Genomic DNA, 12,539 nt, shown 5'->3' with positions numbered 1-12,539 from the left:
GAAAGCCGCGGTTTTGTTTATCTATTTCAAGCTTGCTTAGAACAACTCTTCAGCAACTTTGTATAGATCGTTGCGTACTGGACGCTTCATGTTTTCGATTGCGTCGATGATATCGTGGTGAACAAGTTGCTCTTTCACGATACCTACACAACGACCACCATGACCTTCGATCAATAGGTGAACAGCGTAGTTACCCATACGAGATGCTAGTACGCGGTCAAATGCAGTTGGACGACCACCACGTTGGATGTGACCAAGTACTGTTGCACGAGTTTCACGACCTGTCGCGGCTTCGATGTCACGTGCTAGTTCATTAGCATCCATCATTAGCTCAGTAAGCGCGATGATCGCGTGTTTCTTACCTTTAGCGATACCATCTTGGATGTTGCTGATCAGCTTGTCTTTGTCTAGACCAGTTTCCGGAGTGATGATGTATTCACAACCGCCCGCAATTGCAGACATCAGAGTCAAATCACCACAGTGACGGCCCATGATTTCTACAATTGAAATGCGTTGGTGAGATGAAGAAGTATCACGTAGACGGTCGATTGCATCGATAACGGTGTTTAGTGCACTTAGGTAGCCCACAGTGTAATCCGTACCTGCGATATCGTTGTCGATTGTGCCCGGAAGACCGATACATGGGTAACCCATTTCAGTCAGTTTCTTCGCACCCATGTACGAACCATCACCACCGATTACCACTAGTGCATCGATACCATGTTTTTTCAGGTTCTCAATCGCTTTTTCACGAACTTCCACTTGTTTAAATTCAGGGAAACGTGCAGAACCTAGGAACGTACCACCTTTGTTGATCACATCTGAAACGCTAGAACGATCTAGCTTCTCGATGCGGCCTTCGTATAGGCCTAGGTAGCCGTCGTACACACCGAATACTTCCAATCCTTCGGATAGTGCTGTACGTACTACGCCGCGTATCGCAGCGTTCATACCAGGTGCGTCACCGCCACTTGTTAAAACACCGATCTTCTTAATCATGCTCACCCTCGATCTTTGGCAATCAATTATTTAATTTTCTTTTAGGCCCCTTGTTACCAAGCAACCTGCATAATCCAGAACTGTGCGTTATGTTACATTTCCTCTACAGGATTACCAATGAAAACGCACTTTTTTATGTAACTTTTCTACTTATGTAAGAGTATTACAGTTTCTCTATGAAACTTTGTTGATTCATATCAGGATCACGAATCTTAATAAGTATTGATGGAAAGATAGTCAATAAGTACCTGTTTGTCGTCGGGCACTGATGGATTTTTCAAGCCGACCAATCTTGTGCTTTCTGCTCTTTCTCTGGTCCGAAAACGACAGACAATGGATCTTGATGGATCAATACGTCCGCATCAGGAAAAAGAGCCAATAAATTATCTTCCACTTTATCAGCGATGTAATGCGCCTCAATTAATCGTAAGTTATCGTCTAGCTCTAAATGCAACTGTATAAAGCGCGTCGGTCCGGACATTCGCGTGCGTAACTGATGCACGCCCAATACCCCTTTTACGCTCAAACAAGCTTGGTTAATTTGCTCAAGTTCTTCATCGGGCAACTTTCTATCAAGTAAGGTTTGAATCGCTTCGCTGACCATTTTGAAAGCGCTATAAAGAATGAAGACACCAATACCAATCGCAAACACAGCATCCGCTTGAGTCACTCCAAAATAACTGAGCCCCAGAGCAACCATGATCGCAGCATTCATATACAAGTCAGTCTGATAATGCAGAGAATCCGCCGCTATTGCTTGGCTCCCCGTCACGCGAACCACATGTTTTTGGAACATCACCAAGCCAAGTGTGACCACAATCGCAAACAGCGATACATACACACCTAACTCCGGTGCGTGTAAAGCATGCGGGCGGAAAAATCGGTCAATCCCGTTAAGAATCAAAAATACTGCCGAGCCCGAAATAAACATTGCTTGGGCTAGGGCCGCTAAGGACTCAGCTTTACCATGCCCAAAAGTATGTTCGCGGTCTGCAGGTTGTAAGGCGTAACGAACCACCACAAGATTCACAACCGAAGCCGCGATATCTAACATGGAGTCAATCAATGACGCCAATAAGCTCACTGAACCGGTTACCCACCACGTGATGACTTTTACTATCAGAAGAAGCGTCGCCACAATGGTTGCAGTCCAAGCGGCGGTCGTAACTAAACGTGCGTATTGCTGTTTCATAATCAAAGAGTTAACTAAAACCATACGTTGAGTATATTGAATGACCATGAAATAACCAGATCAAAAAGAGGCAACCAATGGCTGCCTCTTTATATAACATCAATTCATGACTTAATTATTGCGCGACTTTTCCATGCGCTTGTGCATTCTGTCGCCACACTCTTGCATACGTTCATTTTGTAGCTCAACAAATTTCGCTTTCTGCTCAGGTGTTAATACGCTAAGCATTTGGTGCTTTCTTTCTAGCATTTGCACGCGACGTTCCGTTTGGCGCTCAACCATCTCTTTTGCTAATTCGGTAGCTTGAGCTTCATCAAAATTATCCGCCAGCAAAAGCGATTGCACTTTTGCATGATGCGCTTGACGCTCAGCCATACGTGCTTCTTTGCCATCAGCGAATTTTGCTTTCATTTCCACTTTGTTTGCTTCACGCATTTCTTTTAGCTGATCTTTTTGTGCATCAGTCAGGTCTAGTTGACGCATGACACCTCGGTCCATACCCATGCCGCATTCGTCACGAGGACCTTTATGATGGTTTTTACCACCGTAAGCGAATGCGCTTGCGGCGCCAAGAGTAAGAGGTAGAACAACAGCAGCTAACACAAGTTTTTTTGCAGACTTCATAATACGATTCCTTACACAGGTGAGTGGTTCTTCTGAGCTGTTCTCACAGCGCTTGAGTATAGAATACGACCCGCTAGGTAAAGCGACGTATAGGGAGCGTAAAGAATCGTAAAGAGTGATTTTTCTCCTCTTCGTTGCGCATCATTCCAATGTAATATTAGGCTATCGGTAACTTACTATAGGTGCCCCCATGGCAAACATTCTTTTAATCGATGACGATATCGAGCTAACCAGCTTATTAAAAGAAGTACTCAGTTTCGAAGGGTTTGACGTCAGCGAAGCAAATGACGGTGAAGCCGGCTTAGCCGCGATCAATGATAAGATTGATTTGATTTTGTTGGATGTCATGATGCCAAAACTCAATGGCATGGAAACGCTGAAACGCTTACGTGAAAATTGGGAAACTCCCGTCTTGATGCTGACCGCTAAAGGGGAAGAAATTGATCGCGTGATCGGCTTGGAACTGGGCGCGGATGATTATTTACCAAAACCTTTTAGTGACCGAGAGCTGTTAGCGCGAATCCGCGCGATTTTACGCCGCACTAGCAGCACACAAAAAAATACCAAAAACAGCGATTGCATTGAGTATCAAGAAATCCGCCTCTATCCCGGTAAGCAAGAAGCGTATTGTGAGCAACAGTTACTCGATCTCACAGCAACCGAGTTTGCGCTACTCACCCACTTCGTACAAAACCCAGGACAAGTGCTGACCAAAGAGACACTGAGCTTAGATGTGCTTGGTAAACGACTCGCTGCTTTTGATCGCGCTATCGATATGCATGTCTCGAACTTACGTAAAAAATTACCAGATCAAAGCAATGGCAAGCCGCGAATCAAAACCCTGCGTGGTCGTGGCTACATGCTGCTTGAGGAGGATTAATGCGCCTATCACGCATCAAACTGCCAAACATCAATAGCCTGTATGGACGCATCTTTGCCATTTTTTGGTTCACCATGTTATTAGTATTGATAGCCGTGCTATCACTGCCACATTTGGACCCACGCAAAGCTCGCGATATTCCAGAAGAACACTACAAACGTATGGTAGAAACGCGTGACTCAATCCAACAAAAATACAGCCAGCAAACAGATTTAGGCCGCATACTTTTTCGTATCGAGGGCAACCGTCACGGCAAGCACGACCCTCGCCCACGAGTCTTTTTTTCTGACTACAGCGGTAATGTTCTTACGACAGAAAAACGCAGCAATTTTCAATTGCGTGCCATGCAAAACTTTGTCACCAGTATCGAAGATTACAATAATCCAAAGCAGAAGCTGTATGGTCGATACATGATTGCGGGCCCAATTCCTATTACTTTGGCAGGTTCCGATATCTTGATGTACGTGGGCTTCAAATGGAATGAGCCACCACCTCTACTCCTGCGTCTGTTTGATCACCCATTCCAGCTCTTGCTTGCGGTCATGTTGGTTAGTACACCATTGCTGTTATGGCTTGCTTGGGCTTTGAGTCAGCCTGCACGTCGTCTTGAAGCCGCTGCTCAACGTGTAGCGAAAGGTGAATTTGTCACAGACCCAAATTTAGAAAAAGGTACGGCGGAATTTCGTCAAGCAGGCAGCAGCTTCAACCAGATGGTCGAAGCGGTTAATCAAATGATTTCAGGACAACAACGTTTGCTATCCGATATCTCTCACGAGCTGCGCTCACCTTTAACTCGTCTGCGCATGGCAAGCGCATTAGCGACGCGTAAACAAGGCGAAAGCCCAGAACTGACTCGTATCGATACCGAAGCGCAGCGCTTGGAACAGATGATCAGCGAACTATTAGAGCTTTCTCGCATGCAGGCGAACAGTCATATGACTCGCGAAACACAGCCACTAGAAAGTTTATGGGAAGAAATCATTAAAGATGCGCAGTTTGAAGCAGAGCAAATGGGCAAACAGCTACACTATTCAGAATTACCTAAGCGCAATATTTCCGGTAACCCTAAACTGCTGATGAGTGCGGTGGAAAATATCGTTCGTAACGCCATTTACTACGGAAAAGATGAGGTACAAATCGACATCAAAGCCGATGACGATACGCTTCGTATCACGGTTGACGATAATGGAGAAGGTGTACCAGAAGAGGAACTGGCCGCGATTTTTCGCCCGTTCTATCGCGTTTCCACGGCACGCGATCGCCACTCTGGCGGCACAGGTCTCGGCCTAACCATTACCGAAAGTGCCATTCGCCAGCACAGTGGCACGATCGCAGCCAGCCGAAGTCCTTTAGGCGGATTGCGTATGAGTATCACCTTACCGATCAATTGTTAGTCTCAATTTGATGAACTAACAATAATTCGCACCATATTTCTAGAGTGAGTGATTAACAGCCCCACCCTCACTTTAGAAATTGGTGAGGCTTCTTAGAATACCCTTACAAAGATCAAAGTTGATAATAATTATCGTTAGCATTAAAGTGAATTTTCCAATTAAGGAGGATTTACTATGTCACATACATTTCCCGCTCTGCCTTACCCGTACGATTCACTAGAGCCGTACATCGACGCGAAAACCATGGAAGTGCATTACAGCAAACACCACAAGACGTACTTTGATAAGTTTGTAAATGCCGTTGAAGGGAGCGAGCTCGAAACTCAGTCATTAGACGAGATCTTTGACAATATCTCTAAGCTCAGTCCAGCAGTACGTAATAATGGTGGCGGCTATTACAACCACATCATTTATTGGAATTGCATGTCACCAAACGGTGGCGGAGAGCCTCAAGGCGCGCTTGCTCAAGCAATTAACGATAAATTTGGTAGCTTTGCGCAATTTAAAGAGGCGTTTGCCCAAGCTGCCATCAATACCTTTGGGTCTGGCTTTGCATGGCTGATCGTAAAAGATGGTGAGATTCACATTACGTCCACCAGTAATCAAGACAACCCTCTGATGGATGTAGTGGATGTGCGCGGTGAACCAATCCTCGCATTAGACGTGTGGGAGCACGCGTATTACATCAGTTACCAAAACCGTCGCCCAGAATATATTGATGCGTGGTGGAACGTCGTCAACTGGCGAGCAGTTGAAGAAAACTATGCTCACGCTCTCTTATAAAGAGCATCACTACTTACGGTATTAACATCCGCGCTAATGCCTGCTTTCATACCCAGGTCAATCTTGCTGAATCTCGCACATCTCGGTGACTTGGGTATATACTGCCCCTCTCTTTGACCAACTCTATTTCAATACCATGTTTGATATCGCTTTATACGAACCAGAAATCGCGCCGAACACCGGCAACATCATTCGACTATGCGCCAACTGCGGTGCAAACCTTCACTTAATTGAACCTCTGGGTTTCGATCTTGAAGAGAAAAAAGTCCGCCGTGCTGGTTTGGATTACCATGATTTAGCTCGCGTAACACGCCATAAAAACTATCAAGCGTTCTTAGAGTATTTAGAGAAAGAGAAGCAAGGTAACTATCGATTGTTTGCCTGCACCACCAAAACCACAGGTCACCACGTTGATGCACAATACCAAGCGGGTGATGTTTTGATGTTTGGTCCAGAAACTCGTGGCTTGCCTGCTGAAATCATCGATAGCTTGCCAATGGAGCAGCGTATTCGCATTCCAATGATGCCGGACGCACGCAGCCTAAACCTTTCGAATGCCGTTGCGATCATTGCTTTTGAAGCATGGCGTCAAATGGGCTTTGAAGGCGCATTGTAAGCAGCACGAATTCCAAATACAGAAAAGGGCGCTTGGTGCGCCCTTTTGTTTTCTTTACTGTCTAACTCAATCAGTTGAGCTTGTTGCGATCATCATCGTCTTTACGCTCGTATTCCCCTTCGAAGGTCTTGCCATTATCTGACTGGGAATCAAATGGGTCACGACGGAACGGGTCTTGCTCAAATGGCCCCTGGTTAGAGAAACCACCTTGGAAGCCACCACCATGCATGGTTTTCACCACCATTTTGCTCATCAAGTATTTAGCTATCGCGGCGCGTGGCGCAGGAAGCAACACCAACATACCAAGGGCATCGGTCATAAAGCCCGGGGTTAACAGTAGCACGCCAGCCACCGCTAGCATTACGCCTTCAAAAATTTGCTGGGCTGGAATTTCACCTTGTTCAAGACGCCCCTGTACTGACATCAGTGTTTGTATACCTTGGCTACGAACCAACGACGCACCAACAAATGCAGTGATTAAGACTAGTGCAATGGTCGGCCATAAACCTAAAAAGCCGCCCACCTGAATAAATAAGCCGATTTCAATGATCGGAACAAAAATAAACGCTAATAATAAGATAGGAAACACACGCCCTCCTTTGTTTAATTCAGTGTAATGGTAAAAGCAGACTAAGCTCAAACGAATCGTTGTAAAAAAGCGTGTTCATACTGGTCTCCTTCTTTTTTAGACAAAGTAGCGGGAGCGCGTTTCATTCAATTGCATACCGATTTTTTCGTGCTTTTAAAGTGCTAATTTCGAACTCTAAAAACTCATGTTTGTCGAGGAAAATCGAGTACCCATAAAGGGTTATTAATAACCCGTTCATACTTTGCAAATTATTGACTCATGAAAAACGAAAAAGGTGATCTAGTTACTATTTTTATGCGCTAGGTGCAGTATCATGTGCCACATAAGTCAGGACGGATTTTCCAGCCAAAAATTCTGATGAATGGATTCTAGATTGCAGAAATGGCTAATAAATAACTTTATTATCAGAATTATCATCTAAGGATCCTGCTATGGCTACCCTATCTGATGCTCCAAAAACAGCAAACCCAGCCACTCGTATTGAAGAAGATCTATTAGGTCAACGTCATGTCCCTGCAGATGCGTACTACGGTATTCATACGCTACGTGCGATCGAGAACTTCAACATCTCTAATATGACCATCTCTGACGTACCAGAATTTGTACGCGGCATGGTAATGACCAAAAAAGCAGCAGCGTTAGCAAACAAAGAACTTGGCGCTATTCCAAAAGACGTTGCAAACTACATCATCGAAGCGTGTGATTTGATCCTAGAAACTGGCAAGTGTATGGATCAGTTCCCATCAGACGTATTCCAAGGCGGTGCAGGCACTTCAGTTAACATGAACACGAACGAAGTGATCGCAAACGTCGCGCTTGAGTTGATGGGTAAAGAGAAAGGCCAATACGAATTTGTTAACCCAAATGACCATGTAAACAAGAGCCAATCAACCAACTGTGCGTACCCAACAGGTTTCCGTATTGCAGTATACAACAGCGTACACAAGCTAATGGAAGCAATTGAGTACCTAAAAGGCGCATTCGAACTTAAAGCCGTTGAGTTTAAAGATGTACTGAAAATGGGCCGTACTCAGCTTCAAGACGCAGTACCAATGACAGTAGGTCAAGAGTTCCATGCGTGGGCGGTAACACTAAACGAAGAGATTCGTGCTCTAGATTACACATCTAAACTCCTCCTAGAAATCAACCTAGGCGCAACCGCAATCGGTACTGGTCTAAATACACCAACTGGCTACCAAGCGCTTGCAGTAAAACACCTAGCGGAAGTAACAGGCCTTGACGTTGTTGCAGCAGAAGACCTTATCGAAGCAACGTCTGACTGTGGTGCATACGTAATGACTCACGGCGCGCTAAAACGCCTAGCAGTGAAACTATCGAAGATCTGTAACGACCTTCGTCTACTTTCTTCTGGTCCTCGTGCGGGTCTAAATGAATTGAACCTACCTGAAATGCAAGCAGGCTCTTCAATCATGCCAGCTAAAGTAAACCCAGTTATCCCAGAAGTAGTAAACCAAGTTTGCTTCAAAGTTCTCGGTAACGACAACACGGTTTCTTTCGCAGCAGAAGGCGGTCAGCTACAGCTAAACGTTATGGAACCTGTGATCGCACAAAGTGTGTTTGAGTCTATCTCTCTACTACACAACGCGTGTGTGAACCTACGTGATAAATGTATCGACGGCATCACTGTGAACAAAGAAGTTTGCGAAAACTACGTTTACAACTCTATCGGTATCGTCACTTACCTAAACCCATACATCGGCCACCACGAAGGTGACATCGTAGGTAAGATTTGTGCAGAAACTGGTAAGAGTGTTCGTGAAGTCGTGCTAGAGCGCGGTCTGCTTACAGCAGAGGAGCTTGATGAAATCTTGTCAGTAGAAAACTTCATGCATCCTACTTACAAAGCAAAACGTTACGAGTAATAACGAATCCGAAGGGGGCCACTCAGGCCCCTTTTTTAGGCTCTCATACGGTTAACCACATTTTTTATATGCTTTTATTGCCGCTAAACCACTAGGTTCTCATTCTCTGAGCATTTACTCCTGTTCCTGAGTGTTCAAAAAATCAGAATCAAATAAAAAACTAAAGAGGTATCAATATGGTCATGGTCGAACTCTTCGTGGTTCTGCTCTTCATCTATTTGGGGGCAAGAATCGGTGGTATCGGCATTGGTTTTGCCGGTGGTGCTGGGGTCATTGCGTTGTCTTTGATCTTGGGCGTACCAACAAGCCAAGCTTACATTCCCGTTGACGTAATTTTGATCATCATGTCTGTAATCACCGCTATCGCAGCAATGCAAGTCGCTGGTGGTTTAGACTGGATGGTGCAAGTTGCTGAAAACTTTTTGCGCAAGCATCCTGAGCGCATCACCTTTTATGCGCCTATCGTAACTTACCTAATGACATTAATGGCGGGTACTGGCCACACGGCATTCTCTACTTTGCCAGTGATTGCAGAAGTAGCGAAAGGCCAAGGCGTGCGCCCTTCTCGTCCACTGTCTATCGCGGTCGTAGCATCGCAAATCGCTATCACCGCATCACCAATCTCAGCGGCTGTTGTAGCGTTCGCGGCAATGCTGCATCCATTTGGCGTTGACTACCTAACACTACTAGCAATCTGTATCCCAACGACGTTCATCGCGTGCATGATCGGTGCGTTCGTGGCGAACTTCATGGGCTGTGAGCTAAAAGACGATGCTGAATACCAAGAGCGTCTAGAAAAAGGCTTAATCAAGCTAAATACAGAAGCAAAACGCGAAATCCTACCAACAGCGAAGAAAGCGACATTCATCTTCCTAGGCGCAATCGCATTCGTAGTATGTTACGCAGCAGCAATTTCTGGCTCTGTGGGTCTTATCGAGAACCCTGCTCTAGGTCGTAACGAAGCTATCATGACGGTAATGCTCGCAGCTGCGGCAGCTATCGTAATGAGCTGTAAAATCGATGCTGGCAAAATCCCAGCAGCAGCAACATTCCGCTCTGGTATGACAGCGTGTGTGTGTGTTCTTGGTGTGGCATGGCTAGGTTCTACGTTCGTTAACGCGCACGTTGACGGCATCAAAGAAGTTGCGGGTGCGCTACTAGCAGACTACCCATGGATGCTAGCACTTGTTCTATTCTTCGCTTCAATGCTGCTTTACTCTCAAGGTGCAACCACGGTTGCGCTAATGCCAGCAGCACTTGCTATCGGTGTGGCACCACTTACCGCAGTTGCATCTTTCGCAGCAGTAAGTGCGCTATTCGTGCTGCCAACTTACCCAACGCTACTTGCCGCGGTTGAGATGGACGACACGGGTTCAACTCGTATCGGTAAGTACGTATTCAACCACCCATTCTTTGTACCTGGTGTGGTAACCATCGCTTCTGCGGTAGCACTTGGCTTCGCATTCGGTGGTCTACTGATCTAGTAGAAACAGAGTCTTACTCGGGGAGCTTCGGCTCCCTTTTTTATTGCCTGTTGTCTTGATTTATGCTCAATAAATCTTCATTTTCATGAAACTTATTGACTCGCCTCCGGGTCTGATTGAGTTACACTAACGGCAATTATCTAAGATGAATTGACTCTTTTATGCGCGCATTACTTTCCGTTTTACTCTTAGGGCTCATTACCTTTTCCACTCCGTCTTTAGCTTTATTTGGCAAAGACCAGTTTAACAGTAGCCAGAACAACAGTTTTAGTACCAGCAGCGACAGTTTTGTTCCTGTTGATCAGGCGTTTCCATTTAACTTCTACCAGCAAGATGACAAATTGATGCTCGATTGGCAGGTACGTGACGGGTACTACCTATATCAAGAGCGCTTGTCTGTAGCTGGTGAGAAAGTATCGCTAAGCGAACTGCAAATGGAAGACGGCACACCGCATAAAGATGAATTCTTTGGTGACGTGCATATCTATACTCAACCTCTCTTCGTTAATGTACCAATGCATGATTGGCAAGACGGTGCTCGCGTAGTCGTGCAATACCAAGGTTGTGCGAAAGCAGGCTTCTGTTACCCGCCAGAAACTCGCGTGATTCCTATCAGCGCGTTTACTTCGTCGAACTCAGATTCAACAACGGCGACAACTGCATCAAAAGCAGAACAGGCACCAATAGCAACGCCACCAGCGGCGCAATCATCTACGTCTGGTGACACATCATCAGCGCCAGTAACACAGCAAGATAGCCTTGCTGCCAACCTTGCTGATAACTGGTGGACACCACTTCTGTTCTTGGCGCTTGGTGTGGGCTTGGCGTTTACACCTTGTGTGCTGCCGATGTACCCAATTCTGACCAGCATAGTGCTTGGCAGTGGCAAGCTAAGCCAACGCCGCGCGCTAGGCTTGTCATTCGTCTACGTGCAAGGCATGGCGCTGACTTACACCCTACTCGGCCTTGTGGTGGCATCTGCAGGTATGCAGTTCCAAGCGGCAATGCAACACCCTTATGTGCTGATTGGTTTGAGCGTACTGTTCATCGCACTCGCTTTGTCTATGTTTGGTCTGTACTCATTACAGCTACCAAGCAACGTTCAAACGTGGTTAAACAACCTCAGCAACAAACAGCAAGGCGGCAGCAGTGCAGGCGTATTCGCCATGGGGGCGATTTCTGGACTGGTGTGCTCACCATGTACCACGGCACCTCTGTCTGGTGCGCTACTTTACGTGGCACAAAGCGGCGATTTGCTGACGGGTGGTATCGCGTTATACGCGCTGGCGATGGGCATGGGTATTCCGCTTATTCTTGTTGCAGTCTTCGGCAACAAACTGCTACCAAAAGCAGGTGGTTGGATGGACAGTGTGAAAACACTCTTCGGCTTTATTCTGCTTGCCGCGCCTATCTTCTTACTAGAGCGCATCATGCCAGAAATGTGGTCAACGATTCTGTGGTCAGCACTGGGTATTGCTGCTTTTGGTTGGCTATACCACATCAAAAACAGTCTAGAGTTTGGTGGCTGGAAACAAAGTGCCGTGGGCATAATCGCCGTCTTAGGTTTGCTAGCCTCAGCACAACCTATCTTAAATTACTGGTTTGGCAACAGCACAACACAAACTCAGCAGGCCACTGTTAGCTTTACTCACATTGCTAACGTGGCGGAGCTTGAAGAACAACTGGCACTTGCGAAAGCGGCAGGTAAACCCGTCATGCTCGATTTCTACGCCGATTGGTGTGTAGCATGTAAAGAGTTTGAAAAGTACACCTTCCATGACCCAAGCGTCGAAGCCAAACTGCAAGACTTCGTTCTTCTGCAAGCGGACGTGACCAAAAACCAAGTGCAAGACATCGAACTACTGAAGCACATGAGTGTGCTTGGTTTACCAACAATTGAGTTTTGGGATGCCAGTGGTGAACACGTTTCAAACGCTCGTTTGACGGGCTTTATGCAAGCCGAGCCTTTCTTAGAGCATATCAAGCAGTTCTGATAACCAGATATTCAAACGCCAGTGATGTCCACTGGCGTTTTTTATTGCTCAGATTTGAATAAGAACATTGCGTTTATATGCAATTTTCCTAATAAAAGTCG

At 46.0% G+C, this 12,539-nt stretch carries 11 protein-coding genes; 7 read left to right on the top strand and 4 right to left on the bottom strand.

Annotated elements, in window-relative coordinates:
* Nucleotides 1-36 precede the first annotated feature (36 nt).
* The 3 genes from pfkA to R7M72_RS21130 all read right to left on the bottom strand — a co-directional run bounded on the left by pfkA (nucleotide 37) and on the right by R7M72_RS21130 (nucleotide 2,815).
* The gene (gene pfkA / locus R7M72_RS21140) at nucleotides 37-999 is read right to left on the bottom strand and encodes a 6-phosphofructokinase (RefSeq protein ID WP_005381521.1); all 963 of its coding nucleotides are present in this window, start codon (nucleotides 997-999) and stop codon (nucleotides 37-39) included.
* 277 nt (nucleotides 1,000-1,276) lie between these two features.
* The gene (gene fieF / locus R7M72_RS21135) at nucleotides 1,277-2,191 is read right to left on the bottom strand and encodes a CDF family cation-efflux transporter FieF (protein WP_025998696.1); all 915 of its coding nucleotides are present in this window, start codon (nucleotides 2,189-2,191) and stop codon (nucleotides 1,277-1,279) included.
* A gap of 111 nt (nucleotides 2,192-2,302) precedes the next feature.
* Nucleotides 2,303-2,815, bottom strand: coding sequence for a CpxP family protein (locus R7M72_RS21130; protein ID WP_138940508.1), 513 nt, complete (start codon nucleotides 2,813-2,815; stop codon nucleotides 2,303-2,305).
* 190 nt (nucleotides 2,816-3,005) lie between these two features.
* On the opposite strand from R7M72_RS21130, the gene R7M72_RS21125 reads away from it, so the two are divergent.
* The 4 genes from R7M72_RS21125 to trmL all read left to right on the top strand — a co-directional run bounded on the left by R7M72_RS21125 (nucleotide 3,006) and on the right by trmL (nucleotide 6,488).
* Nucleotides 3,006-3,695, top strand: coding sequence for a response regulator (locus R7M72_RS21125; RefSeq protein WP_005382384.1), 690 nt, complete (start codon nucleotides 3,006-3,008; stop codon nucleotides 3,693-3,695).
* A complete protein-coding gene (gene cpxA / locus R7M72_RS21120; protein ID WP_005382383.1) occupies nucleotides 3,695-5,089 on the top strand; it encodes an envelope stress sensor histidine kinase CpxA in 1,395 nt (464 codons plus the stop codon). Before R7M72_RS21125 ends, cpxA begins: the two co-directional genes overlap by 1 nt.
* 174 nt (nucleotides 5,090-5,263) lie before the next feature.
* Nucleotides 5,264-5,872: a superoxide dismutase gene (locus tag R7M72_RS21115; RefSeq protein ID WP_005382382.1), complete on the top strand. Its 609-nt coding sequence runs from the start codon at nucleotides 5,264-5,266 to the stop codon at nucleotides 5,870-5,872.
* Between the two features lie 136 nt (nucleotides 5,873-6,008).
* The gene (trmL, locus tag R7M72_RS21110) at nucleotides 6,009-6,488 is read left to right on the top strand and encodes a tRNA (uridine(34)/cytosine(34)/5-carboxymethylaminomethyluridine(34)-2'-O)-methyltransferase TrmL (protein ID WP_005382381.1); all 480 of its coding nucleotides are present in this window, start codon (nucleotides 6,009-6,011) and stop codon (nucleotides 6,486-6,488) included.
* 70 nt (nucleotides 6,489-6,558) lie between these two features.
* Here trmL and R7M72_RS21105 read toward each other — a convergent pair whose 3' ends face one another.
* A complete protein-coding gene (locus R7M72_RS21105) occupies nucleotides 6,559-7,077 on the bottom strand; it encodes an FxsA family protein (RefSeq protein WP_005386383.1) in 519 nt (172 codons plus the stop codon).
* Nucleotides 7,078-7,508: 431 nt separating this feature from the next.
* Between R7M72_RS21105 and aspA the strand changes: the two genes are divergently transcribed.
* From aspA to R7M72_RS21090, 3 genes are all read left to right on the top strand, one after another.
* Entirely contained in the window at nucleotides 7,509-8,960 is a 1,452-nt protein-coding gene (gene aspA, locus R7M72_RS21100; protein ID WP_005382379.1) for an aspartate ammonia-lyase, read from the top strand.
* A gap of 176 nt (nucleotides 8,961-9,136) precedes the next feature.
* The gene (locus R7M72_RS21095) at nucleotides 9,137-10,444 is read left to right on the top strand and encodes an anaerobic C4-dicarboxylate transporter (protein ID WP_005382378.1); all 1,308 of its coding nucleotides are present in this window, start codon (nucleotides 9,137-9,139) and stop codon (nucleotides 10,442-10,444) included.
* A gap of 161 nt (nucleotides 10,445-10,605) precedes the next feature.
* Nucleotides 10,606-12,438, top strand: a complete 1,833-nt coding sequence (locus R7M72_RS21090) for a protein-disulfide reductase DsbD (protein WP_053307397.1) — start codon at nucleotides 10,606-10,608, stop codon at nucleotides 12,436-12,438.
* The last annotated feature ends 101 nt before the right edge of the window (nucleotides 12,439-12,539 follow it).

It is taken from the genome of Vibrio sp. YT-18, from assembly GCF_033337345.1.
In the GTDB taxonomy this organism is placed as follows: Bacteria; Pseudomonadota; Gammaproteobacteria; order Enterobacterales; family Vibrionaceae; genus Vibrio; species Vibrio alginolyticus.
The sequence above is the reverse complement of the archived record's forward strand: the minus strand, read 5'-3'. Positions and strand labels throughout refer to the sequence as shown.